At 68.1% G+C, this 24,958-nt stretch carries 19 protein-coding genes; 11 read left to right on the top strand and 8 right to left on the bottom strand.

The genetic code is table 11. The features are described 5' to 3' along the window. From AX721_RS25925 to bioB, 3 genes are all read right to left on the bottom strand, one after another. The coding region (locus AX721_RS25925; RefSeq protein WP_304440897.1) for a biotin carboxylase N-terminal domain-containing protein at positions 1 to 623 on the bottom strand (623 nt) is incomplete at its 3' end. A 29-nt stretch (positions 624 to 652) separates the two neighbouring features. Continuing rightward, a complete protein-coding gene (locus AX721_RS25930) occupies positions 653 to 1,072 on the bottom strand; it encodes a MerR family transcriptional regulator (RefSeq protein WP_068878849.1) in 420 nt (139 codons plus the stop codon). Next, positions 1,069 to 2,055 (bottom strand): biotin synthase BioB, encoded by a 987-nt coding sequence (bioB, locus tag AX721_RS25935; protein ID WP_068878864.1) that lies wholly within the window; start codon positions 2,053 to 2,055, stop codon positions 1,069 to 1,071. The genes AX721_RS25930 and bioB overlap by 4 nt, the downstream gene beginning before the upstream one ends. 278 nt (positions 2,056 to 2,333) lie before the next feature. Here bioB and AX721_RS25940 point away from each other — a divergent pair, with 278 nt between their 5' ends. From AX721_RS25940 to AX721_RS25950, 3 genes are all read left to right on the top strand, one after another. Next, complete coding sequence (locus tag AX721_RS25940; RefSeq protein WP_068878850.1) at positions 2,334 to 3,188, top strand: enoyl-CoA hydratase/isomerase family protein; 855 nt, start codon at positions 2,334 to 2,336, stop codon at positions 3,186 to 3,188. Between the two features lie 361 nt (positions 3,189 to 3,549). After that, entirely contained in the window at positions 3,550 to 5,037 is a 1,488-nt protein-coding gene (locus AX721_RS25945) for an aldehyde dehydrogenase (RefSeq protein WP_068878851.1), read from the top strand. Between the two features lie 22 nt (positions 5,038 to 5,059). Further along, positions 5,060 to 6,658, top strand: a complete 1,599-nt coding sequence (locus AX721_RS25950; protein WP_068878852.1) for a GMC family oxidoreductase — start codon at positions 5,060 to 5,062, stop codon at positions 6,656 to 6,658. A 144-nt stretch (positions 6,659 to 6,802) separates the two neighbouring features. Here the strand turns inward: AX721_RS25950 and AX721_RS25955 are convergent, their stop codons facing one another. Continuing rightward, complete coding sequence (locus AX721_RS25955) at positions 6,803 to 7,600, bottom strand: enoyl-CoA hydratase/isomerase family protein (protein WP_068878853.1); 798 nt, start codon at positions 7,598 to 7,600, stop codon at positions 6,803 to 6,805. A 275-nt stretch (positions 7,601 to 7,875) separates the two neighbouring features. On the opposite strand from AX721_RS25955, the gene AX721_RS25960 reads away from it, so the two are divergent. From AX721_RS25960 to AX721_RS25970, 3 genes are all read left to right on the top strand, one after another. Then, positions 7,876 to 9,099 carry a cytochrome P450 gene (locus AX721_RS25960; protein ID WP_068878854.1) on the top strand — a complete coding sequence of 408 codons (1,224 nt, stop codon included), beginning with the start codon at positions 7,876 to 7,878 and terminating at the stop codon, positions 9,097 to 9,099. A gap of 58 nt (positions 9,100 to 9,157) precedes the next feature. Continuing rightward, complete coding sequence (locus tag AX721_RS25965) at positions 9,158 to 10,024, top strand: TauD/TfdA family dioxygenase (protein ID WP_068878855.1); 867 nt, start codon at positions 9,158 to 9,160, stop codon at positions 10,022 to 10,024. Positions 10,025 to 10,110: 86 nt separating this feature from the next. Then, a complete protein-coding gene (locus tag AX721_RS25970) occupies positions 10,111 to 11,154 on the top strand; it encodes a cupin domain-containing protein (RefSeq protein ID WP_068878856.1) in 1,044 nt (347 codons plus the stop codon). A 47-nt stretch (positions 11,155 to 11,201) separates the two neighbouring features. Here AX721_RS25970 and AX721_RS25975 read toward each other — a convergent pair whose 3' ends face one another. The 4 genes from AX721_RS25975 to AX721_RS25990 form a co-directional block, all read right to left on the bottom strand. Continuing rightward, entirely contained in the window at positions 11,202 to 11,522 is a 321-nt protein-coding gene (locus tag AX721_RS25975; RefSeq protein ID WP_068878857.1) for a 2Fe-2S iron-sulfur cluster-binding protein, read from the bottom strand. A gap of 18 nt (positions 11,523 to 11,540) precedes the next feature. After that, a complete protein-coding gene (locus AX721_RS25980) occupies positions 11,541 to 12,770 on the bottom strand; it encodes an NAD(P)/FAD-dependent oxidoreductase (protein ID WP_068878858.1) in 1,230 nt (409 codons plus the stop codon). Positions 12,771 to 12,946: 176 nt separating this feature from the next. Then, entirely contained in the window at positions 12,947 to 15,583 is a 2,637-nt protein-coding gene (locus tag AX721_RS25985) for a TonB-dependent receptor (RefSeq protein ID WP_156467387.1), read from the bottom strand. 512 nt (positions 15,584 to 16,095) lie between these two features. Beyond that, the gene (locus tag AX721_RS25990; RefSeq protein WP_082765749.1) at positions 16,096 to 16,935 is read right to left on the bottom strand and encodes a ferredoxin--NADP reductase; all 840 of its coding nucleotides are present in this window, start codon (positions 16,933 to 16,935) and stop codon (positions 16,096 to 16,098) included. 267 nt (positions 16,936 to 17,202) lie between these two features. On the opposite strand from AX721_RS25990, the gene AX721_RS25995 reads away from it, so the two are divergent. The 5 genes from AX721_RS25995 to AX721_RS26015 form a co-directional block, all read left to right on the top strand. Continuing rightward, positions 17,203 to 20,082 carry a TonB-dependent receptor domain-containing protein gene (locus AX721_RS25995; RefSeq protein WP_068878860.1) on the top strand — a complete coding sequence of 960 codons (2,880 nt, stop codon included), beginning with the start codon at positions 17,203 to 17,205 and terminating at the stop codon, positions 20,080 to 20,082. A 134-nt stretch (positions 20,083 to 20,216) separates the two neighbouring features. After that, positions 20,217 to 21,500, top strand: a complete 1,284-nt coding sequence (locus tag AX721_RS26000; protein ID WP_156467388.1) for an MFS transporter — start codon at positions 20,217 to 20,219, stop codon at positions 21,498 to 21,500. A gap of 76 nt (positions 21,501 to 21,576) precedes the next feature. Next, positions 21,577 to 22,560, top strand: coding sequence for an aldo/keto reductase (locus AX721_RS26005; protein ID WP_068878862.1), 984 nt, complete (start codon positions 21,577 to 21,579; stop codon positions 22,558 to 22,560). A gap of 155 nt (positions 22,561 to 22,715) precedes the next feature. After that, positions 22,716 to 24,281 (top strand): tannase/feruloyl esterase family alpha/beta hydrolase, encoded by a 1,566-nt coding sequence (locus tag AX721_RS26010; protein ID WP_068878863.1) that lies wholly within the window; start codon positions 22,716 to 22,718, stop codon positions 24,279 to 24,281. Positions 24,282 to 24,365: 84 nt separating this feature from the next. Beyond that, positions 24,366 to 24,958: acyl-CoA reductase (locus tag AX721_RS26015; RefSeq protein ID WP_197422724.1), on the top strand; the 593-nt coding region annotated here is incomplete at its 3' end.

Below are 24,958 nucleotides of genomic sequence, written 5' to 3' on the forward strand. Positions count from 1 at the left end.
TGGCGCGGGCTCTCGATGAACTTCTCGATGAAGATCCGGTCGTCGCCGAAGCTGGCCTTCGCCTCGGCGCGCACCGCCGGGAAGCCTTCCTCGACGTCCTTGCGGTTCCAGGCGACGCGGATCCCCTTCCCGCCCCCGCCGGCCGAGGCCTTGATCATCACCGGATAGCCGATCTCCTCGGAGATCTTCACCGCGTGCTTGGCGTCGTCGATCTCGCCCACGTGGCCGGGCACGACCGAAACATTGGCCTTGGCGGCGAACTTCTTGGACTCGATCTTGTCGCCCATCGCCTCGATGGCGTGCGGGTTCGGGCCGATGAAGACGATGCCCTCGGCCGCGAGGCGCCGCGTGAAGCCGGCGTTCTCGGACAGGAAGCCGAAGCCCGGGTGGACCGCCTCGGCGCGCGTCTGGCGCACGGCGTCCACGATCTTGTCGGCGACGAGATAGCTCTCCGACGCCGGCGCCCCGCCGATGAACACGGCCTCGTCGGCCATCTCCACCGCCATCGAATCGGCGTCGGCCTCGGAGTAGACGACCACTGTCTTGATGCCGAGCCGGCGGCAGGTCTTGATGATCCGGACGGCGATTTCGCCCCGGTTGGCGATCAGAATCTTCGAGAACATTCCGGCCTTGATGTGCGCCTGCGGCGTCCTCATGCGGAGGCGGCATCGGCCGCAGCGCGGGGGCCCATGCCCGGCATCGCGGGCCCGGCGGTGTCGAGGAACCAGGCCTCCGCGGCCTGCAGCCGGATGGCCTGTTCACTCAGCGTCTCGCGCCGGGCGGCGATCGTGGCCAGGGCGGCGCTGCGGCGCGCCTGGGCGCCGCGGACGCGGCCCACTTGCAGGATCCGCTGCACGTCTTCCAGGGGCACGCCGGCGGCGCGCAAGAGCGCGATCAGCTTCAGGTCAGCGCAGGCCTCGGCGTTGTAGACCCGTCGGTTGAACCGGTCCCGCTGGGCGCCCACCAATCCCATCCCATCGTAGAGACGGATGGCGCGCGGCGTGAGCCCGAGGGTCAAACTCAGCTCGCCGATCCCCATGACGTGAAGATCGGTCGGCGGCGGAAGGGTCATCGGCCCGGCGCTCCCTGGTCGTCGCTACGTTCGCTCATCGGCCGCATCTTCAGATCCGCGAGCAGGCGCTCGTCGGCGGACGGCTCGGGATTGTCCGTGGTCAGGAGGCGCGCCCCGATGAAGATGGAGTTCGCGCCGGCGAGGAAGCAGAGGGCCTGGTGCTCTTCCGACATCTGATCGCGACCGGCGGCCAGCCGCACGACCGAGGCGGGGCACACGATGCGGGCGACCGCCACGGTGCGAACGAACTCCAGCGCCTCGATCGGCTGGGACTGGCCCAGTGGCGTGCCCGGGATCGCGACCAGGGCGTTGAGCGGCAGGCTCTGCGGATGCTCGGGCTGGGTCGCCAGCTGGTGCAGCAGGCCTGCGCGGTCGCGACGCGTTTCGCCCATGCCGACGATGCCGCCGCAGCAGGTGCTCATGCCGGCGTCGCGGACGGCGGCCAGGGTGTCGAGGCGGTCCCGATAGGTCCGCGTGGTGACGACCTGGTCGTAGTAGTCCGGGCCGGTGTCGAGGTTGTGGTTGTAGTAGTCCAGGCCCGCCGCCTTCAGGGCCTTGGCCTGGTCGGGCGTCAGCATGCCCAGGGTAGCGCAGGTCTCCAGGCCCAGCGCCTTCACGCCCGAGACCATGGCCGCCACCTTCGGCAGGTCGCGGTCCTTCAGGTCCCGCCAGGCGGCGCCCATGCAGAAGCGCTGCGCCCCGCCAGCCTTGGCTTCGGCGGCCTGGGCGATCACGGTCTCGGCGTCCATCAGCTTCGAGGCCTTGGTGGCGGTCTTGAAGTGCTGCGACTGGCTGCAGTAGCCGCAATTCTCGGGGCAGCCGCCGGTCTTGATGGAGAGCAGCTGCGAAAGCTGCAGCTCGGTGGGGTCGAACCAGCGCCGGTGGACCTCGGCCGCGCGGAAGACGAGCTCGGTGAACGGGAGCTCGAAGAGCTCGAGCACCTCCTCAAGGGTCCAGTCGAACCGCGGGTCGGTGTCGTCGATGGCAACCGCCCGGCTCCCCACCGGGCCAAGCGGTCGCGAATCCTTTTGCGCAGGGCGCTTTCGAGGGCGGAGGGACCGCGGGTCATGATCGCGGCTTAGCAGGCGTCGCGGCCGCGCTCTGTACCCACCGGCGGGGGCCGCCCGACGGCCGTGGGTCCCTGACGCCGGGGACAGCCGAGCCGACGGGTTAGGACTAGGCCAGCGGGAGGCGCCCTGCGGCCAAGACTTGGTCCCGACCGCGGCGCGCGGACAACTTCAGCCACGCGTGAGGGCAAACCATGGGCAAGCGGCCCGCCTACTTCGACAAGTACGAGACGTTCGCCTTTGAGCGCTCCGACGACGGCGTGCTCGTCGTCCGCTACCACACCGACAACGGTCCCGTGCTCTATTGCGACAAGCACCATGCCGAGTGGACGCCGTGCTTCACAGACATCGGCATGGACCGCGACAACCGCGTGGTGGTGTTCACCGGCACGGGCGACACCTTCATCGACAAGCACGGGCACTGGGAGCGGCCGATGGAGCTCCCCCGCCACTACGAGGTGGCGGTCTATGACCAGAACATGATGTTCCGGCGGCTGCTCGAGATCGAGGTGCCGGTCATCTGCGCCGTCAACGGTCCCGCCCTGATCCACTCCGAACTGATGGTGGTCGGCGACATCACGCTCTGCTCCGAGAAGGCGGTGTTCGCGGACGACGGTCACTTCCCCTCGGGCGAGGCGCCGGGCGACGGCGTGGTCCCGGTCTGGCAGGAGCTGCTCGGCATCAACCGCGGCACCTACTTCCTCCTGACCGGCCAGCGCATCGACGCCTGGACCGCCCTGGAGTTGGGCATCGCCAACGAGGTCCTGCCGCACGACGAGCTGATGCCGCGGGCGCTGGAACTGGCCCACCAGATGGCGACCTACACCGACCTGACCCTGCGCGCGACGCGCCTCTGCACGGTCGATCGCTGGAAGCGGGTGGTGCACGAGAAGATCGGCCTCGGCTACGGCATGAACCTCGAAGTCATGGCCCATATCGACCGCGGCTGGATGGTTTGGGATGGCACGGCGGAGGGCAACGAGGACGCCCAGCGCCTGCGGACGCCGAAGCCGAAGGATCTCTTCCTCCAGACGAAGCGTCCGAAATAGGCGGCCGCATTGACCGATCATCGGCGCTGCGCAGGTGAGTGCGGCGCCGATCTTTCCCGGTCCCGCGCCCGCCTGAGCTGCACCTCCGTCGATGTCCCGGGCGTGGGTGACATACGCCGGCACACCGGCCGGGTAGCCATTCGAAAACGCCGCGTCCACGAGGAGCACGCTGTGCTGCGTCCGGCCGATGATCGCAGGACGAAGGTCCTTGGGGGGACTCCGACCGCGTTCTCTACGTCGAATGACGGCATGAGCCAGCGTCCAGACAAATCCCATGTCCGGCTATGACGCCAACCCCGTCCCGGCTCATGAATTCGTCACTGGGTTCAATATCTGTTCAATTGATCAGGCCGGTACAACCATGACTCTACCTGAACGCCCTGCGGTTCATCTTCACATCGGCGGCAAGCGGCTCACGAGCGGGTCCGGCGGCCTCTACAAGCACGTCAATCCCGCCACGGGCGAGGTGGACGCCCACATCCCCCACGCCGGCCAGGCCGAGGTCGATGCAGCCGCCGAAGCGGCGCATGCCGCGTTCCAGACGTGGCGGCGCTGGCGGCCGGCGGCGCGGCGTGACGTGCTGATGCGGCTCGCCAATCTCATCGAGGATCGGGCGGCGGATTTCGCGCGGCTGGCGACCATGGACTCCGGCCTGCCCGTCTCCATCACAAACTTCCACGCGCCGTTCGCCAAGATGTGGGTGGCCTACTACGCAGGCCTGGCCGACAAGATCGACGGCGAGGTCACCTCCTCTGTGCTGTACGACAGCGACTTCGCCTACACCCACCGCGAGCCCTACGGCGTCGTGGGCCTCTTCCCGACGTGGAACGGGCCCATGTCCAATCTGTGCATGAAGGCCGGGCCGGCGCTCGCGGCGGGCAACACCATCGTCGCCAAGCCCTCCGAACAGGCCCCCTTCTCCCTCGAGCTCTTCATGGACCTCGTGCGCGAAGCGGGTATCCCTGACGGCGTGATCAACATCGTCCACGGGGGGCCTGAAGCCGGCCAGGCCGTGGTGGCCCACCCCCTGATCAAGAAGATCAGCTTCACCGGGGGCCCGGTGGGCGCGCGAAGGATCCTCTCCACCTGCGCCGAGCTCATCAAGCCGGCGGTGCTGGAACTGGGCGGCAAGTCGGCCAATCTCGTGTTCGCTGATGGCGATCTCGACGCCGCGGCTCAGTACGCGGCGCTGTTCAGCGTCGGGCTGATTTCGGGCCAGGGCTGCGCGTTCCCCACCCGCCTGCTGGTCGAGGCCTCGGTCTACGAGGAGATGATCGACCGTGTCCTCGCGGTGGCCAGAGGCTTCAAGATCGGGGATCCCTGGGATCCGGAAACCGTCGTCGGGCCGGTGGTCAGCGAGGCGTCGGTCCAGCGCATCCTGGCGACGATCGCGCAGACGGAACAGCGTGGCGACGGCAAGCTGGTGCTGGGCGGCAAACGCCTCGGCGGCGACCTGGCGAACGGTTTCTTCATGGAGCCCACGATCTTCCGGGACGTGAAGAACGACAGCCCTCTGGCGCAGGAAGAGGTCTTCGGCCCGGTGCTGGCGATCATGAAGTTCGACACCGAGGAGGAGGCCATCGAGCTGGCCAACACGACCCAGCACGGTCTGGCCGCCTACATCCAGTCGAAGGACCTGGAGCGCGTGCACCGGGTGGCGGCCCGCCTGAACGCTGGCGCGGTCTACGTCAACGGCGGCAAGGCGGTCCTGCCCAACACGCCGTTCGGTGGGTCGGGTCTGAGCGGCTTTGGTCGCGAAGGCGGGCGAGAGGGCCTGAACGAGTTCCTGCTGACCAAGACCGTGCAGATCGGCAGCCTCAGCGCCGCAGCCGGCTCCAGCTTCCCGTGACGACCTTCCGAGGGCAACGACTGTGAGCGAGGAATTCGACTACATCATCGTGGGTGGCGGCTCGGCGGGTTGCGTCCTCGCAAACCGCCTGTCGGCGGACCCGAAGAACAAGGTCCTGCTCCTCGAGGCCGGTCCGTCCGATCGCGACTTCTGGATCGACATGCCGCGCGGTGTGGGCGTGTTGCTCGCGCCCGGCGGCAAATATGTTTCGACCTACGAGGCGTCCAAGGGACCTGGCCTCGGCAAAGAACCCTGGGTCAAGGGCCGAACGCTCGGCGGGTCGAGCTCGGTGAACGGGATGATCTACTCCCGCGGCCACCCGGCGGACTTCGACGAATGGGAAGAGCTCGGCTGCACCGGCTGGGGTTGGAAGGACATCGGCGCGGCCTACAAGGAGATGGAGGACCATGAGCTGGGCGAGGCGGAGTTCCGCGGCGCCGGCGGCGATCTCCATCTTACGGTGCACTCGCCGAAGACCCCGATCTGCGAAGCCATCCTGAAGGCGGCTGAGCAGGCGGGCACCCCGATCGTCGAGGACATCAATCACAGCTTCGATGGCGGGTTCGGCTATCAGATCCGCAACATCTGGCGCGGCAAGCGGCAGAGCGCGGCGCGCGCCTTCCTCGATCCGGCGCGGGGCCGTCGCAATCTGACGATCCGCACCGGAGCCGAGGTGCGGCGCATCCTCTTCGAGAGCAAGCGGGCGGTGGCGGTGCTGCTGAAGCGCAAGGGCGGCGGCGAAGAACGCATCCGCGCCCGCCGCGAGATCATCCTGTCGGCGGGGGCGATCGAGTCGCCCAAGCTTCTGCAGCTCTCCGGCATAGGCGACGCTCAGCTACTGCGGCGGCTCGGAATTCCGGTTGTCGCCGACGCGCCCGATGTGGGTCGCAATCTGCAGGAGCATCTGTACCTGCAGGCCCAGTACCGCGTGACGAGCGGCAGCGTGAACGGCCAGATCGTGGGCCTCCCACGCTATCTCAACGGCCTGCGCTATATCCTGTTCGGCAGCGGCGTGATGACCGATGGGGCTCACGAACTCTCCGGGTTCGTGAAGACGCGGCCCGGCGCCAACCGCCCTGACGCCCACCTCGGGGTCGGCCTCTATTCCATGAGCTTCGGGCCGAAGGGCTTCAACTTCGACAGCGAGCCGGGGATCACCTTCGGGGGCTATCCGATGCGACCTCAGAGCCGGGGCGAGACCACGATCGTCAGCGCCGACCCCGACGTCGCGCCGGCCATCGACGCCAACTATCTGGACGACGAGAACGACCGCGCCAATGCCATTTCGATGGTCCGTTACATCCGCAAGATCGTTGGCCAGGACGCCTTGAAGCCTTTCATCCGTGAGGAGCTCAGTCCGGGGCCTGACGTCCAGAGCGACGAGGACATCATCCGGGTCTTTAAGGAACAGGGCGGTCGCGGCTATCACGTGGCCTGCACCTGCCGGATGGGGGCCGACGCGGCGTCCGTGGTCGACCCTCAGCTACGGGTCCGCGGCGTGAGCGGTCTGCGGGTCATGGACACCTCGATCTTCCCCACCATGACCTCCGGCAACACCAATGCGCCCGTCATGGCCGCAGCGGTGCGGGGCGCGAAACTTATCCTGGAGACGACGCCCTGATCGGGGCCCGTCGCCGCCGCCCAAGACGGGCGGCGCGGGCGAAGCGCCGGTGAGGCGACCACGAGGGCGCGATTTGCTGACTGCGGCGGGCTCGGCGAGGGTTCCCCCGACCCGGGCTCGGCGTCGTCTGCGCCGGTCGTCGGACTAGCGCGACCTGAACTGGGGACGACGCTTCTCAAAGAAGGCCGACAGCGCCTCGTCGAAGTCGGCGGAGGCGGCGGCGCTGACGAAGGCGTCCAGTTCGGCCTCCAGGTGCGCCTTGAGCGGCGACGCGTCCGCGCGGTCGAGCAGCGCGCGCGTCGCCCGCATGGCCCGCGCTGGGCCGGCGGCGATCCGGTCGGCGACCGAGCGGGCGGTCTTGTCCAGCTCCTCGGCCGGCACCACCCAGTTGACCAATCCCAGCCGAAGCGCCTCCTGTGCGGAGACCGGTTCGGAAAGCAGCGCAATCTGCGCGGCCTTGCGGTGCCCGACCAGCCGGGGCAGCGCCCACGATCCGCCGCAGTCGGGACTGGCCGCGATGTTGATATAGGCCATCACGAACCGGGCGTTGTCGGCCGCAATGGCCATGTCGGCGATCAGCGCCAGGCTGACGCCCGCGCCCGCCACGGCCCCTTGCACCGCCGCGAGAGTCGGGATGCGGCTCTCCACCAGCTCCAGGACGCCGTCATGAATGGGCTGGATGAGCGCCCGGGCCGCTTGCGCCCGGTCGGCGGCGCGTCGGAAATGGCGAAGGTCGCCCCCGGCGAGAAAGGCCCGGCCGGCGCCCGACAGGATGATCGCCCGCACGCTGGGGTCGCTCACCGCCTGGCGCACGCCGTCTCGGAAGGCGAGCGCCGTCGCCACATCGAGGGCGTTCATCTGGTCTGGGCGGTTGAACCGAAGCTCCGCCACGCCCTCCGCGATCGAGAGCAGGACAGGCGGTTCCGACCTGGGCTGGGTCATCTCGGGTCTCCGCGGAGGCCAGGGCCGTAGCCCGCCGGGGACCGCCCGACGCGCCCCCAAGCCTGCAGGAGGCATCTAGCAAGACGGTTGCAAAGTCCCTGTCCCTGCGGATGGGGACAAGATGACCTCAAATGGTTTGACTTGCGTCAAATGATATCGGCGGTCCGCGAAAATAATCTTCCCGTGTCAAACGAGCGATCGAGGCTTCGTCGCAGATCGGCGAGCGCAGTCGTCATCGATCGGAATACTTGTCGAAGCGACGGGGACGTAACGCCATGCAAGATGTCGTGGAAGGATATACCAAGCCTGGGCATGTTCCCGAGACGCTGTTCGTGGCGGGAAATATCTGGGAGCAACTGGGCGACCACCCGCACGCGCGTCTGAAGGCGATCGCGGCGGGCCGCCCCCTGGTCTATCTCGAGCGGCACAACCATCAGGGCCATTCGCCGGCCGGCGCATGGCTCGCCTGCTCGGCCGAAGCGAACCGGCAGATCCTGATGGATGCCCAGACCTTTCCCAGTTCCGCGGCGACCATCTTCGGCAAGATGCTGGGAGGTCTGAAGTTCTTCCCGGTCGAGGTCGACCCGCCGGATCACGCCAAGTACCGCGCGCTCTTCGCCCCGTTCTTCAAGCCTGCCGTAGTCAACGCCATGAAGGACAAGATCACGGCCCGCGTGGACGAGCTCATCGACGTCCTGGCTCCGAAGGGAGGCTGCGAGTTCATCTCGGAGTTCTCCCGGATCTTCCCGGCGTCCATCTTCATCGACATGGCGGGGCTGCCTCATGCCCGGGCGGATGAGTTTCTGGCGTGGGCGCGCACTGCACTCGACCAGAACCAGCCCGCCGACGCCAAGACGGCCGCCCTCCTGCGTATCCGCGACTATCTGGCGGAGGAGATCCGCGCCCGGCGGGACCGGCCGCGCGACGATATGCTGAGCACCATCGCCAACGCTCAGATCGACGGCGAACGCATCTCGGTGGACGACGCCACCGGCGGCGCCATCGTCCTGTTCATCGCCGGAATGGACACGGTCGCCAATCTGCTGGGTTGGGTCTTCCTCCAGCTCGCCTCGGACCCTGGGCTTCAGGCGCGCCTACGGGCAGAGCCGTCGATCCTGCCGGGCGCGCTCGAGGAGATGCTGCGGTTCTTCTCGCCGGTGACCGTCAGCCGCCGCGCAGCGCGCGACGCCGACGTCTGCGGCGTCAGGATCAAGGCGGGGGACACGGTCTGCTGCTCGATGACGCTGGCGTCGCGGGATGAAGCCGAATTCCCGAACCCCGACACCCTGAACGTCGACGCGCCAGCGCAACGCCATCTGGCCTTCGGCTTCGGCCCGCACCTCTGCCTGGGCATGCATCTTGCGCGACTGGAAGCCACGGTCGTCCTCCAGCGCTGGTTCACACGGGTGCCGCCCTTCCGTGTCGTGCCGGGGTCGCTGATCCGGCGACGGGGCGCAGGCGTCCTCGGCGTCGACGAACTTCCGCTGACCTGGACCTGAACCCCGGCCCCTCGGCCACTCAATCCCCCTTCAACGCCCGGCGCGCAGGAGACCCTCTATGTCCGCCCCTATTCCCACCCATGCCATCACACCCCTCAAGCCGTTCGGCGTCGAAGTCCATCTCGACCTGCGGGGGCCCGAACACGACGAGACCGTCAAGGCCCTCTTCGAGCACTATGGGCTGCTCGTCTTCCGCAACCAGCAACTCACCCAGGATCAGCAACGCCGGGTGATGGCAAAGCTGGGTCCGGTGCTCGAGGACTTTCGGACGGTCGGCTACGTCTCGAACACCCGGCCGGACGGCATCCTGGGAGACCACGACGTCTCCTTCCACTCCGACTTCTTCTACACGGCCCATCCGGCCCTGGGCATCTCGCTCCATGCGATCGAGGCGCCCTACGAAGAGACCTGGACCAGCTTCGCCGACGGTGTCGGCGTGCTGGACCGGCTTCCGCCGGCGCTGCGCCGGCGCATCGAGACGCTCGAAGGCCTGAACATCTTCTCGGCGACGGACGAAGGGATGCGGGGCCGGCAGTCGTTGGATGACTACCCGGCCGATGCGCCGCGCGCGATGCACCCCCTGGTCATGGTCGACCCTGTCACAGGGCGTCCCGCCATGGGCGCGATCCAGCAGAACACCGCCGTGATCTTGGGTCTCGAGCGCGCAGAGAGCGAGGCGTTGCTCGACGAGCTGCACAGCTACACCTACGCGCCAGAGAACATCTACCAGCACCGCTGGCGCACCGGCGACCTCGTGATCTGGGCCAACCAGGCCATGCATCACGCGCGCGGCGGCCTCACGCCTGGGAAGACCCGCACCCTCCAGCGGGTCTGCATCACCGACGCCCTGCCGTCCGAATATGATGCGCCAATCCCGGATTCTCGCCTCCCCGTGCACATGAGAGCCCAGCCCGCGGGGGCCTAGCCGACGCCGCCAGGCTCGCGGCGGTGGGTCGCGAGCCTGCCTCCCCTGGACGCCGCCGCCGTCCTCATCCCACGGAGTTCGCCCCTATGGTCGAGGTCATGACGGACGCCGCCGAGCGCCGGGCGCTCGCGGCCGAGCTGGCCGCCCACAACATCGTGGTCGCGCAGCCCGACGATCCGCCGCTGTTCACCCCCACACCCGCGGCGAAGATGAGGCCCTGGCACTGGCGGGCCCCGGACCTCGACGGGCTGCTCGATCTGATCGGGGCGCGGCTGCGGCTCGAACGGGGCGGAATGCGGCGCACGCTGCGGCTCGCCAATCCCGGCCTGGCGTTCGGAACGACGCCGAGCTTCTGGGCCTCGATCCAGTACATCCATCCCGGCGAGATCGCCTCGACCCATCGTCATGCGGCCAATGCGTTGCGCTTCGTCATGCAGGGCTCGGGCACGGAGACCACGGTCGATGGCGAACTCTATGTGATGAACCAGGGCGACCTCGTTCTCACGCCCGGCTGGCGCTGGCACGACCATGAGAACGTCAGCCCGCGGCCCATGGTTTGGCTGGACGTGTTGGACATTTCGCTCGTCCGGGCCCTTGACGCCCAGTTCTTCGAGGACGGCGGCACGGCGCGACAGCCGCTCAGCGCCCAGCCGCAGCGGGCGGCGCGCCAGTTCGGAAGCTTCATGATGCGTCCCGTGGACGCCAGGCCGATCTGCCGCGCGAGCCCCGCGCTCGCCTATCCCTGGGCGCAAGCGCTCGGGGCGCTGGAAGCGGCGGCCGCGCTCGAGCCGGATCCGTTCGACGACACGATCCTGGAGTACCAGAACCCGCTGACGGGCGGGCCGGCCATGCCGACGCTCGGCGTGAGGCTGCAGATGCTGCGCCCCGGGGCCGAAACCCGCCCGCACCGGCACACCGGCAGCGCGCTCTACCATGCTGTGGCGGGCCGAGGTTCGATGACGATCGACGACCAGAGATTCGACTGGGGCCCTGGCGATTTCATCGCCTTGCCGTCGTGGGCAAAGCACTCGCACGCGAACGCTTCGTCCACCGAGCCGGCCATCCTGTTCCAGGTCAACGACGCACCGGTGCTCCAGGCGTTGGACCTCTACCGCGAAGCGGCGGGCTGAGGCCTACGGCCCCTCCCCTGCTTCCGGCGAGGGACCCCCATGGCGACCTAGTGCTGGCTGAGCGGCAAGCGGACCACGAGGCCGTCGAGCGTGTCATCGACGCGGATCTGGCACGACAGGCGACTGGTCTCCCGAACGCCATCGGCAAAGTCGAGCATAGCGTCCTCGGTCGCCGACCGGCTTCCGGTACGCCCCAGCCACTCCGGCTCCACAAAGACGTGGCAGGTCGCGCAGGAGCAGGCGCCGCCGCACTCCGCGTCGATGCCCGGGACGTTGTTCTTCACGGCCCCTTCCATGAGGGAGAGGCCCGCCTTGACCTCGACCTCGTGCTCGGTTCCGTCGTGTTCGATGTAGGTGACTTTCGGCATCGGGTTCGTCGGCGCGCCTCAGGCGGCGACCTCCTTCATGGGAACGGTGGGGTCCGCAAGCTTCGCCTTGTTCACGGGTTTGCGGTTGAGGATGAGCAGCTTGCCCATCATGAATTCGGGCGGGGCGTTGATCGCCTCGACGGCCTGCAGCTGGTCGCCCTTGAGATGGAAGACGGCGAACTTGGCGGTGGCCGGGTCGCCGCGCACCAGGATCTCGTCGGCGTCGAAGGGGTAGCCGGCGATCTGGAGCTTCAGGTCGTACTGGTCGCTCCACTGCCAGGGGCATTCCCCGGTCGGCCGCGGCTTGCCCACGATCGCGCTGGCGGCCTGCTTGGCCTGCTCCAGCGCGTTGGGCACGCTCTCCATCCGGAACATCCGGTCATAGATCGGCATCGGCCGGTGGGCTACGTCGCCGATGGCGAAGACGGCAGGGTCGCTGACGCTGCGCGCGTCGAGGTCCACCACCACGCCGCGGGCGCAGTCCAACCCCGCGTCGCGGGCTAGTTCGTCGTTGGGGGTCGCGCCCACGCCCACCACCACGGCGTCGCAGGCGATCACGCGGCCGTCCGCCAGCTTCACGCCGGTGACCCTGCCGTCCTGGCCCTTGAAGCCCGTCACCGAGCAGCCCAGCTCGAAGCGGACACCGTTCTTCTCGTGGTGGGCCGTGAAGAAGTCGGAGAGCGCCTGGCAGGCCACCCGCGCCAGAATGCGGTCTTCCCGCTCCAGCACGACAGCCTGCGCGCCTAGAGCGCGGCTCGAGGCGGCGACCTCGAGCCCGATGTAGCCGCCGCCCACCACGGCCAGCGTCTTGCCCGGCCCGATGGCGGCCTTCAGCGCCTCGGCGTCGGCCGCCGTGCGCAGGAACATGATGCCGGAGAGCTCGGCGCCTTCGATCGGCAGGGCGACGGCGCGTGCGCCCGTCGCCAGGATCAGGTGGTCGTACAAGACAGTCGCGCCGTCAGACAGGGCCACGGTCATGGCGCCGCGGTTCAGCGCGGTCGCGCGCACCGAGGAGCGGAAGTCGATGCCGGCCTCGGCGTAGAACTCCAGCGGCTTCAGGGCCAGCGACTCGGCGTCGGCCTCGCCCTTCAGCCAGGCCTTCGACAGGGGCGGCCGTTGGTAGGGCGGAATCGGTTCCTCGCCAACCAGCGTGATGGAGCCCTCGAAACCGTACTGCCGCAGGAGCGCCGCGGCGGTCCCGCCGGCATGGCCAGCGCCCAAGATCACCACCCGCGCCAAGGCGTCCACCCATCTCCCCGCGCTGTCGGTCAACGCCTTTGAAGCTTCGGGCGGACCCTATTGATTTCTGCCGCGCCGGCTGTCCCCGCCGTCGGTGACACCTCGGCGACGGCGCACAAGAAAGGACGCCGCAGCGCATCCGCCGCGGCGTCCGAGTGGAGGAACGGAATCCGGCTTATCGGGCGCTAGAACTCCCAGCGGCCCTCGACGTACCACATGCGCGGCTCGCCGATGACGCTCGGCGCAGCTCCCGAGATCGGGAAACCGGCGGCCGGACCCTGGTTGTAGACCTTGTCCAGGAGATTGGTGACGCGCGCGCCGACGCTGAAGTTGGAGCCCCGGATGTGGCGCCAGTCCGCCCGCAGGTCGACGAGGGTGACAGGCGCCGTGAAGTAGGGCTGAGAGTCATTGCCGTAGATTCCCTCCTCCGTCGGCCCCGGCGTGAGGCCGGCGTAGATCGACGAGTTGGGGTCGCTCGTGGCGTAGCTGCCCTGGTAGTAGATGTTGGCGCCGAAGGTGATGTCCTCGCCTGTCGCCGCCTTCAGATCGATCTCAGGCTGGATCGACCACTTCCATTTGGCCACGCCCCGGAAGCTGTCCGGCTTGAAGAGGATCGGCGTGGGGCCCAGACCCGTGATCACGCCCTTGGCGTGGTCGATGACGAAGGTCTGGGTCGACGAGGTGCACTGCGGTCTCCAGAACTGGCTGCTGCAGCGCTGGGTCTCGGTCCACTTGTCGTAGGAGGCGTCGGTCAGCGACGCATTGCCCGTCACCGAGAACCAGTCGTTGAACCGGATGGTCGTGTCGAGCTCGAAGCCCTTGATCGTGGCCTTGGCCGCGTTGGTCCGCAGGACGAGCGGCGGGACGAAGTCCTGACGCTGCACGTCGTCATACCATTGATGGTAGGCGGCGATGTTCGTGCGGCCCGTGATCCCGCCGAGCGACCAGTCGGCCTTCAGCCCAAGCTCGATATCCTTCACGCGCTCCGGCCCGAAGAGGCGCCGCGGATCGGCCGGATCGGTGACGGTCGTGTTCACGCCGCCGCCCTTGTAGCCGGTTCGATGCGCGAGATAGACGAGCGTCCGGTCATTGACCTGCCAGTCGGCGCTCAGCGTGTAGGTCCAGGCCTTGGACAGCGGGTTGACCGTCGTCAGGACGCTGGCCCCCGGCAGGCGCTGAGGATCGGGATAGAGGATCGGGATCCTCACGCCCTTGAAGGTCACGTAGTTCGTGGCCGTCGCGCTGTCGAAGACCGTGTCGGTGTCCCAGTTGCGCCGCACGCCGCCGGTTATCCGCAGGGTGTCCGTCAGCTTGAGGTTGGCCTGGGCGTAGACCGCGTAGTTCTCGCTCTCGGTGCGCGTGATCTTGGTGCAGTCCGTGCCCGCGGGCAGGCCGACGCCGTTCGGCGCGGCCCCGCTGCAGTAGGTCGCAGTGCTGGGGGTTCCGCTGGGGACCGTGTAGGCGTTGCGCAGACCGGTCGTCACATAGTTGAAGTCGCGCGCCTTGGCCGAGCGGTAGTAGAAGCCGGCCTGCCAGTCCACACGCTCATCGAAGAGCTGGCCCAGGGCCTGGATCTCGTTGCTCCAGGTGCGGCCGGGCCAACCGCCCTGGTAGGCGACGTCGTCGCTGCGCACTTCGGTCGCGCCGCGCGGCCGGATGGCGTAGCCGTCGTAGAGCGGCCCATCGACGGCGTCACCGTTGTCCGTGCCGTCGCGCACCTTCGCCCAGTAGATGCCGAAGATGTTGCGGATCGCCAGGTTGTCGCTGACATCCCAACGGGTCTGGTTGACGATGCCGTGGCTCTTCGACTCGAACGGCGCGTGGAGGTTGGTGAACATCACGTAGGGCCCGGCCGCGTTCTGCCGGTTGTAGCCGTCGCGCAGGATCTGCGACCAGGTGAGGCCCGGCGGCGGAGCCCGCCCGGTCATGAACTCGTAGCGGGCCGCCGTTGTCGGGTTGTTGGCCGGGATGACGTTACGCAGCGCCGGGCTGATGAAGCGTTCATCGACGAACCGGACCTGGTTGCCGGAGCCGTTGCTGTCCTCGTGGCTGCCGGAATAGATCGTGTAGTTCTCGAAGTTCTCGAACGGTCGCAGGACGAGTGAGGCCCGCCACTCGAGCCGGTTGACGTCGTCGTAGTCCTCGGGCGGCGAGCCGTCGCTGAAGATCGCTGTCGTGAAGCCGTCGCGCTGGCGGAGCCGACCGGCGACGCGGAACAGGACCTTGTCCGGGATGATGGCGCCGCCGACCGCGACGTCGAGCGCGCGATAGTCGTAGTTGCCCAGCGACGCGTCGACGTAGCCCGAGAACTCGTTCGTGGGCTTGCGCGGCGTGTAGAGGATCGCCCCGCCCGTGGTCGTTTCGCCGAAGAGAGTGCCCTGGGGGCCTTTCAGCACCTGCACATTCTGCAGGTCGAAAAGGGCGCGCGGGAAATTCGGAACCTCGGCGAAGTAGCTCAAGGTGCCGGCCGCCCCGGACTGGGCCCGGACGATCGGACTGCACCCGCGCCGCGTGCCGACACAGGCGCCGACCTGCAGACCCGAGGCCAGCTTGTTCAGGTCCTGCGTGTTGTTGATGACGAGGTCCTGCAGCCGCTCCTGGCTGACGACGGACACCGCCACCGGCACCTGCTGCACGTTCTCCTCGACCCGGCGCGCAGTCACCACGACTTCGTCGATCGACGAGTCGCGCATCGGCAAGGTGTCAAGGGCTGCTACGACCTTGGGGTCGGGCTTGTCCTGCGACAACGCCGGCGTCGCCACGACAAGAGCGCAGGACGCAGCGCCAAGCATCCAAACAGCGCGGGTCGTGATAGGCATCATGGTTTCCCCCTCTTGCGCGGCTCCTCTGCAATTTGAGCGTCTGTCACTGAGTCTCGCGCGGCCACAGCCTAGCGCTAGTCAAAGCCATGACTTGTCCCCGCACGCGGTGACATAAAAACTAATTGAGCCATGGTCATCAAACGGATGTTCGATTTGGGCGAACCCAAGGGCCTGTCTGCGCGCGCCTCTCATGGACCACGATGACGCGGCTGCAATTCGCTGGTGGACAATAAAGCGGGACGCGGTCCCCGTTTGGCCCCTCCCAGGCTCCCCTCTGTTAGAGCTCGTCTGGCGACGCGAACGGGACACGCCCTATGATCCGGACGCTTGGCCGCGGTCGGACTCAGCTTGGCGAAGGCCGACCACCATGCCGGCCGAGCTTGGGGGACGGGCTTCATCGCGCTTCGCCCGCGCGCCCATAAGCCGGGGCCTCGCCTGACGGGCCCAGTCGCCTATCCTGCCGGTCGGACCCTTGAACTCTTCGAGCGCCCGAGCGTCGGATCGATGGGCCACTAGGTCTCGACGAACGCTTTCTCGAGCACGAAGTCGCCAGGCTGGGCGATCGAGCCCTCCACGTAGCCCATGTCCAGCAGTTGCTGCTTCAGGTCGGCCAGCACCGACGGCCCGCCGCAGAGCATGACGCGGTCCTCGGCCGGGTTGAACGCCGGCAGGCCCAGGTCGGAGAACATCTGGCCCGAGGCGATCAGGTCGGTGATCCGGCCCTTGGTCCGGAACTCCTCGCGCGTGACCGTCGGGTAGTACTTCAGCTTGTCGCCGATGACCTCGCTCAGGATCTCGTCTTCGGCCAGTTCCTTCTCGAACAGCTCCGCATAGTTGAGGTCGGCCACTTCACGCACCGTGTGCGTCACCACCACGGTCTCGAAGCGGTCGTAGACCTCGGGGTCGCGGGCCAGCGACAGCCAGGGCGCCAGCCCCGTGCCGGTGCCCAGCATGTACAGGCGCTTGCCGGGCTTCAGGCCGTCCAGCACCAGGGTGCCGGTGGGCTTGCGGCCGATCAGGACCTGGTCGCCCACCTTGATGTTCTGCAGGCGCGAGGTCAGCGGGCCGTCGGGCACCTTGATCGAGTAGAACTCAAGCTCTTCGTGCCACGAAGGCGAGGCGACGGAATAGGCGCGCACCAGCGGCTTGCCGTCTTCCTTCTGCAGCCCGACCATCAGGAACTGGCCGCTCTGGAACCGCAGGCCCGGGTCACGGGTGCAGCGGAACGAGAACAGGGTGTCGGTCCAGTGATGGACCCACGTCACCGTCTCGACGAAGAAGGCGCCGGACGCCTTGAGGCCAGCAGCGGGGGCCGGCGGGGCCAGGTCGCTCGCGAGGGGCGAGATTTCCATTTGAGGACTCACTCCGGTGAAGGGGGTGTGCGCGCCAGGACGGCGGGGATTTCAGGAGTCCTCAGGCTAGCAGCGCCGGCGCGCGTGACTGTCCCGGCGCCCGGTGACAGGTCGCTGAGTGTCCCTCCCGCCTGGTCGCCAGCGGGCGTCGGGACCGCGGACAGATGTCCCTGAGGCAAGGGACAGGGGGGGCGAACCCCGCATGGTACGCCTCGCCCAGTAGCCTGGACCCTGACAACCAGGGCCACATTTGGGGGAGGAGTACGGTTGCTTCGACAGGATCGCCGCCGCGCGTGGCATACCGCCGGATACATCACGCTGGCGGCCCTGGTGAGCGCGCCGCTGTCGGCCGCCGCCGCCGATGCGGACGCCCCCGATCCCAGCGCCGCCGAGGTGCAAGAGGTCGTGGTCACCGCGGGCTCGCGGATCGCCAAGGCCGGCTATGAGGCCCCGACGCCCGTCACGGTGACCGCAGCGCCGGAACTCCTGAAGGCCGCCCCAGAGAGCCTCTTCGAAGGCCTCAAGGAACAACCGCAGTTCGCCAACTCGTCGACCTCGATCAACACCACGCACCAGAACATCAATTCGGTGCCGGGCACGACTCTGAATCTGCGCAACCTGGGACCCACGCGTACGCTCGTGCTGATGGACGGGTGGCGGCTCCCCTCGACCTACCGAGACGGCACGGTCGACGTGGACGTCGTCCCGCAGATGCTCGTCTCGCGCGTCGAGGTCGTGACGGCTGGCGCCTCGGCGGCCTACGGGTCGGACGCTGTGGCCGGCGTGGTCAACTTCGTGCTCGATAACCACTTCACCGGCGGTAAGGTCAATCTGCAGGGCGGCATTTCGGACCGCGGCGACTACGAGAACTATCGCTTTGGCTTGGCCTACGGCGCCGATCTGGGCGAGCGCACCCATCTGTTGTTGAGCGCCGAACGCTACGAGAACAAGGGGTTCCGCGCCAATGAGCGGCCCCAATACTTCCGCAACGGGCTTTCTGTCGGCAGCGTGGTGGGTTCAACGGCCGCGGCGGGCTCTGCGGCGAACCCCAAGGTCACCGCCTTCGACACCGTCTGGACGACGCTGCCGACCGCCGGCATCGCGACGTCCGGTCCGTTCTCCGGCGCAGTCTTCCTGGGAGGCGGCCAGTACCGGCTGCCGCCGCGCACCGGCAATCCGACCGGGTCGCCGGGCATCTTCGTGGTGCCGGGCGGGATCTTCAACAGCGATCTCATCACCTCTCAGGCGCCTTGGACCCAGGCGCCCCACGTGACCAACAGCGTGGGCTTCGCCCGCCTCGAGCACGACTTCGGGGGGGGCATCACCGCCTATGCCCAGGCCACCCTGGCGGAGTTCAAGTTCGCCAACACGGCCAAGAACAGCTTCACCCAGAACACGCGGTTCTTCAGCGGCAACCCCTACCTGCCGGCGGACCTGCAGGCGCGGCTGACCTCCACCAACACGGCCTTCTTCACCTACTCCAAGTACTGGGGCGACGCCGGGGTCCAGCACTCCAGCACGGACATGTTCCACTACAACATCCGCGCCGGGGTGAAGGGCGATCTCGGCCGGTTCAAGTGGGATTTGGCCTACCAGCACGGCCGGTCTGACCTCGACGTCTCATACGGGCCGCAGTTCATCGCCACCCGCTTCGCCGCCGCTTCCGATGCAGTCCGCGATCCGGCAACGGGGAACATCGTCTGCAACGTGCTCCTCAATCCGGATGCGGCCGTCCGGGCGCGCTACGCCGGCTGCGTACCCATCGACCCCTTCGGCCCCAACTCGATTTCCAGAGCGGCGGCCGAGTACGTCAACGGAACCTCGACCTACGATTCCAACAACGGCTCCGACATCGTCTCGGTGAGCCTCTCGGGCGACGCGTTCGACCTCTGGGCCGGGCCCGTTTCCGTGGCGGTCGGCGCGGAGTACCGCAAGGACAAGCTGGATATCGACAGCAACTCCGACCCGAGCCAGCTCGGCGACATCACGGGGCTGCGCGCGCTCACCACGGCGCCGGCGATGTTCTTCTTCAACAACGTCGCCGTGGCGCACGGCTCGGTGAACGTGAAGGAGGCTTTCGCCGAGGTCGCCGTTCCCCTGGCGAAGGACCTGCCCTTCCTCCACAGCCTCGATGTGAACGGCGCCGCCCGGGTGACCGACTACAGCACGAGCGGGACGGTGACGACGTGGAAGGCCGGCTTCGTCTGGTCGCCGATCGAGGATGTCCGGCTGCGGTTGACGCGTTCGCGCGACATCCGCGCGCCCTCGCTGCAGGAGCTGTTCCTGGGCACGAACGTGAATCTGAACGGCTTCATGGACCCCCACACCCGGGTGTCGAACCTCACCACAGTCATCACGGGCGGCAACCCGAACCTCGAGCCGGAGAAGGCCGACACCCTCACCTACGGGATCGTGGTCCAGCCTCGGTTCCTGCCAGGCTTCGATGTCTCGGTCGACTACTACGACATCAACCTGAAGGATGCGATCTCGACCTTGTCCACGGCGACCATCGCCGCGGGTTGCGAGGCCAGCGGTGGGACGGGGCCTCTCTGCGACCTGATCGTTCGTCCGCTGCCGTTCTCGAACACCAGCGCTGCGAACTATCCCACGAGCATCCGCACGGTGCCCGTGAACATCGCAAGCCTGCGGACCCGCGGCGTCGATATCGAGGCGAGCTATCGGCGCGACATCGGACCGGGGGCGTTTTCCGCCCGCCTGGTGGCCTCGCACCTCCTCGACTACAAGTCGAAAGACAGCCCACTCTCCGGCGCGGTGGAATATGCCGGCAAGACCGACCGCTTCTTCCTACCCAAGTGGCGGGGTTCGCTGAGCCTGAACTACGAGGTGGGTGACCTCACGGTCTTCGTGCAGGAGCAGTACATCGGCAAGGTCTCGTACGGTCCGACGTTCGTCTATCGCGACCCCGACATCGATCCGGTCTTCTATACGCACGTGACGGTGTCCTACGCCCTGGAACTTGCCGGCCGGGAGAGCGAGGTGTTCCTCAACGTCCGCAATCTCTTCGACAAGGACGCCCCGCTCTACACCGCCGACAGTCCCTCGCCGGGTTCGATCCTCGACACCCAGCCGCGGGTCTATGATGTGGTGGGACGCACCTTCACGGCCGGCGTGCGCCTGCGCTTCTGAGGTCGCCTTACACGCGGCGGCCATGACAAGGATTGAGGCTATGAGGAGACCGTCGAAACGGCCCGGCGCGGCGCTCCGTCCGAGACAGCGCCGCGTCGGCGCAGCGCCGGGAACCGCAGTGCAGGAGGCTTGCGTTGCAGCAGCCCGGTAGTGTGCGGACGGCCCGCGACGAGTGGCGGAGCGGCTGGAAGCTGGTGCTGGCCGCGACGGCCGGCTCCAGCCTCGCGCCGGTTATGTACTATACCGTCGGCGTCTTCGTGGAACCGCTGGAGTCGGAGTTCGGCTGGAGCCGAACCCTCATTACGTCGGGGCTGACGGTCTTCGCCGTCATCAGCGTCATCCTGGCCGGTCCGGCCGGCGCCCTCATCGACCGGTTCGGGCCCCGGCGAATCGCGCTGCCGGGCACGGTGATCTACTGCGCCGCACTGGCGGGCCTCTCGACGGCCGGCGGTTCGGAGCTGCAGTGGTGGGCCCTGTGGGTGGCGATTGCGGCGGGCGCCCTACTCGTCAAGACCATGGTCTGGTCGGCCGCGATCGTCAGCCGCTTCGAAGCCGCCCGTGGCTTCGCCATGGCCATCGCCCTGTGCGGGGCCGGCCTCACGGGCATCTTCGCGCCGATGGTGAGCGGCTATCTGATCGAGCACCATGGCTGGCGGCTCGCCTACGTCGGCATCGCAGCGCTCTGGTTCGCGGTCGCCATGCCGCTGCTGCTGTTCTTCTTCTTCGGCGCGTCGGACCTACAGCGGACCGGCCGCACCGCCGGCGCGACAAAGGCGAGACCGCCCGGCGTTCCTCTCAAGGAGGCGGTCAAGTCGACCGCCTTTGCGCGACTGGCGTCGGGTACGTTTCTGGTCATGCTGGTGATCACCGGCTGCACCGTCCATTTCGTCTCCATGGTCACGCAGGGCGGTCTCGAGCGTAGCACGGCCGTGGGGCTGGCCAGCGTCATTGGCCTGGCGGCCTTCCTGGGACGCCTCTTCACCGGATCGATGCTGGACCGCTTCCGCCCAACGTTGGTGGGCGGTTCCATCTACAGCCTTCCCGCCGCGGCCTGCCTGATGCTGCTCGCCTTCGATGGCAGCTCGACGATGGCCTTCCTGGTCGCCGCCTTGATCGGCTTCTGCTCAGGCGCGGAGGTGGAGATCGCCTCCTACCTTTCGGCGCGCTTCTTCGGCATGCGCTCGTTCGGCACCCTGTTCGGCCTGATCGCGGGGTTGATCTCCCTGGCGACGGGTCTTGGGCCTGTGCTGGCCGGTTTCGCTTTCGACCATTCGGGCGCCTATACGCCAGCCCTCTGGGTTGGGGCGCCCGCGGCCGTGCTGGCGGGTTTCCTGGTCTTCACCCTGGGCCGCCAGCCGCACTTCGCGGCGGAGGCCGATGGCCAACCGGATGCGGCCCCCGCCCCGGGACGGACTTAGCAAGCCATTCGCGGGCGGCCGCCCGCGTTGCGGTCGCGACGGCGGCGCCTTGGTCGCCGGCGAGAGGGAGTATCGGATGCAGAAGCGTGAGCTCGGCCGCAGCGGACTTTGGGTGTCGGCCCTGGGCCTGGGCTGCATGGGCCTGAGTTTTGGGCGCGGGCCCGCGGTTGATCGGCAAGACGGCGTCGACCTCCTCCGGACTGCGGTCGACCTGGGCATCACCTTCTTCGACACGGCCGAAATCTACGGCCCCTTCACCAACGAGGCGCTGCTGGGCGAGGCGTTGGCCCCGGTCCGGCATCAGGTCGTGTTGGCGACGAAATTCGGGTTCGCCATCGGCGCGGATGGCGCGCGGACCGGCGAGGACAGCCGACCCGAACGCATCCGCCAGGTCGCCGAGGAGTCCCTCACGCGGCTTAAGACCGATGTCATCGACCTGTTCTACCAGCACCGCGCCGATCCCGAGGTGCCGATCGAGGACGTGGCCGGGACCGTGCGGGACCTGATCCAGGCCGGTAAGGTGAAACACTTCGGTCTCTCGGAGGCCGACGCGCCGACCTTGCGCCGCGCCCACGCGGTCCAGCCTGTCGCCGCCCTGCAGAGCGAGTACTCCCTGTGGTGGCGCGAGCCGGAGACCGAGCTCTTCCCGACTCTTGAGGATCTGGGCATCGGCTTCGTCCCCTTCAGTCCGTTGGGGAAAGGCTTTCTCACCGGGGCCATCGACGAGACCACGAGCTTCGCGGCGAGCGACATCCGCCAGTCGACGCCGCGGTTTTCACCGGAGAACCGCCGCGCGAACGCCGGGCTCGTGGAGGTGCTGGGCGCGATCGCCGCCGAACGCAACGCCACGCGCGCCCAGATCGCGCTGGCCTGGATGTTGGCCAAGCGGCCCTGGATCGTCCCGATCCCGGGAACGACCAAGCCGGAGCGCCTGGCGGAGAACCTGCTCGCGGCCGACATCGCCCTGAGCGCGGATGATCTCGAGGCCATCGAGTCCGCCTTTGCCGGCCTCGAGGCGCACGGCGCACGCAACCCTTCTCGCTGGCCGCAGCGCGCCTGAACCGACATCAGCGGCGGTGTCCCCGAGGTTTGGGACAGGCCGCGGGACGCCCCCGATCTAATCTGCAGCGTGGGGATGGCGGCCCTGGCGCGCCGTCCCGTGGCCGAGTTCCCGCGGCTCGTCCCGCGTCTCGAACGAACAACATTTGGGGAGCGATGGTCTTGGCCCAATGGCGGCAATTCACGCGTCCTGTTGCGTTCGCCGCCTTCGTGACGGTGGCTGCGACCGCCGCCGGCCAGGACGCCCAGGCAGCGGCCGCCGCCCCGTCTCCGGCCGCTTGCGCGGCCTTGAATGGCCAAGTCATCGGCGCCGCCGCTATTGAGGCTGCGTGGCAGCCGGCGGGCGGCGCGGCGCCAGCCTACTGCAAGGTCGCCGGACGCCTCTCTCCCAAGCACCGGTTCGAACTGCGTTTGCCGGCCACATGGAACGGCAAGCTCCACTACACCGGCAACGGCGGCAACGGCGGTCGGATCCCGGCCCTGAATCCTGCGGTGCTCGCCCAGGGCTACGCCTCGGTGGCCGACAACACCGGCCACGATGGGACGGACTCGTCCTTCGCGCTCGACGATCCGACTGCGGTGCTCAACCTGGCCCTGCTCGCCGTGCCCACGGTCGCGATCAGCAGCAAGGCGATCGTCCAGGCCTACTACGGGGCGGAGCCCCGGCGCACCTACTTCGAGGGGTGTTCGGAAGGCGGCCGCGAGGCGATCACGGGCGCGCTCCACTATCCGATGCTGTTCGACGGCGTGATCGCCGGCGCCCCGGGGATCAGCAAGATCGCCACCAACGCGTTCGTGCAGCACGCCATGCGCGCCATCCTGGCGCCTGGGGCGAGGCTCCCCGAAACCAAGCTGAGGCTCCTGGACCAGGCGGTGCTCAGGCAGTGTGACACGGTCGCCGCCGACGGCCTCGTGGACGGGATCGTCTCCAACTGGGAGGCCTGCCGGTTCGATCCCGCCAGCCTGCGCTGTCCCGGCGGCGGCGACACCGGCGAGACCTGCCTGTCCGATCCCCAAGTCAAGGCGATCCGGACCCTGATCGAGCCGGCTGTGCTGGCCCGTGGCGGGCTGCACCATTCGGGCTACCCGCTGATGGGGTCTCAAGGGATCGCGGGCCAATGGGACCGCTGGTGGTTCTCGCCTCAGTCGGTCCAGCTGAACACCATGAACAGCAACGTCAGGAGCTACTTCGCTCAGGACGCCCAGGCCGACGCCTTGAACTGGGACATGGAGGCCCATGCGTCGAAGGTGATCGCGCTGCGGGATCTCTTCGATGTGAACGACGCGAACCTGCAGGCCTTCGAACGGGCCGGGGGCAAGATGATCATCTGGACCGGCGCGGCCGACCCCACGACGCCGGTGGGCAATGTCGCGCGGTACTACCGGCAGGTGACGTCAACCTTCGGTCAGGATCGGGCCGACCGGTTCGCGCGGTTGTACGTCATGGGCGGCGTGGGCCACTGCAGCGGCGGGTCCGGCGCCGATCGTCCTCAGAACCTGTTGGCGGCGTTGGACGCCTGGGTGACCCGCGGCGAGGCGCCGTCGAGCCCCATCGCCTCGAAGTTCGATCCCGCGACAAGCGCGCTCGTACTGTCGCGTCCGCTCTGCCCTTACCCGAGCTATGCCCGCTATGTCCGCGGCGACCCCAAGAGCGCCGAGAGCTTCCGCTGCGCGCTCAACACCGCCCAGGCCCCGACGGCCACACAGCCGGGGACCCCTTGATGCCGCCCCGCGCCCTTCCCGCGGGCTCTTTGTCCACCTGATGCGCTCCGCACCCTTGCGGGCCCAATCCGAAAGACCTTTGCCGTGAAGACCTACGACATTCCGCTGCTGATCCGGGGCCGCCTGATCTCCGACAACCTAGTCGAGTTCGAGGGCCGGCGCGGCGAGTTGACGTTCCGCACCCCGGAGGTGTCGCAGCATCTGGCCGACCTGCCGCTGACCAATCCCACGCGCCTGTCGGACATGTACGACGACCTTCGGATCGCCGATGTCGTGGACTTCCTCGACCAGCTGGGCCAGCGCCTGAGCCCGAAGGTCAACCCCTACATGCAGGAGGCCTACGAGCTGTCCTGCCTGACCTCGGGCCTGACGCCCGAGATCCTGTACAGCCAATACTGCGACGCGATCCCGGCCATGCTCCGCGCCGCCAACGTCCGCGAGGTGGCGGAGACCCACATCGGCCTGGCGACCCTAGACGGCTGGACGCGTCACCAGCTCCTCGACGGACGGGTGGCGCACACCCGCCCCTTCGGCGCGCGCTGTCTCCACATCACGGCCGGGAACTCCCCCGCGGTGGCGGGGATCACCACGATCTGGAATGCGCTCACGCGCAGCGATGCGCTGATCAAGAGCCCGTCCAACGATCCGCTGACCTCGCTGGCCATCGGCCGCACGAT

This window comes from Phenylobacterium sp. CCH9-H3 (assembly GCF_001557235.1).
Lineage (GTDB): Bacteria > Pseudomonadota > Alphaproteobacteria > Caulobacterales > Caulobacteraceae > Phenylobacterium.

Bases quoted from the DNA above. Each gene is read 5' to 3' on its own strand.
- AX721_RS25930 (WP_068878849.1), bottom strand. From the start codon at position 1,072: ATGACCCTTCCGCCGCCGACCGATCTTCACGTCATGGGGATCGGCGAG.
- AX721_RS25940 (WP_068878850.1), top strand. From the start codon at position 2,334: ATGGGCAAGCGGCCCGCCTACTTCGACAAGTACGAGACGTTCGCCTTT.
- AX721_RS25945 (WP_068878851.1), top strand. From the start codon at position 3,550: ATGACTCTACCTGAACGCCCTGCGGTTCATCTTCACATCGGCGGCAAG.
- AX721_RS25955 (WP_068878853.1), bottom strand. From the start codon at position 7,600: ATGACCCAGCCCAGGTCGGAACCGCCTGTCCTGCTCTCGATCGCGGAG.
- AX721_RS25960 (WP_068878854.1), top strand. From the start codon at position 7,876: ATGCAAGATGTCGTGGAAGGATATACCAAGCCTGGGCATGTTCCCGAG.
- AX721_RS25965 (WP_068878855.1), top strand. From the start codon at position 9,158: ATGTCCGCCCCTATTCCCACCCATGCCATCACACCCCTCAAGCCGTTC.
- AX721_RS25970 (WP_068878856.1), top strand. From the start codon at position 10,111: ATGGTCGAGGTCATGACGGACGCCGCCGAGCGCCGGGCGCTCGCGGCC.
- AX721_RS25975 (WP_068878857.1), bottom strand. From the start codon at position 11,522: ATGCCGAAAGTCACCTACATCGAACACGACGGAACCGAGCACGAGGTC.
- AX721_RS25985 (WP_156467387.1), bottom strand. From the start codon at position 15,583: ATGATGCCTATCACGACCCGCGCTGTTTGGATGCTTGGCGCTGCGTCC.
- AX721_RS25990 (WP_082765749.1), bottom strand. From the start codon at position 16,935: ATGGAAATCTCGCCCCTCGCGAGCGACCTGGCCCCGCCGGCCCCCGCT.
- AX721_RS26005 (WP_068878862.1), top strand. From the start codon at position 21,577: ATGCAGAAGCGTGAGCTCGGCCGCAGCGGACTTTGGGTGTCGGCCCTG.
- AX721_RS26010 (WP_068878863.1), top strand. From the start codon at position 22,716: ATGGTCTTGGCCCAATGGCGGCAATTCACGCGTCCTGTTGCGTTCGCC.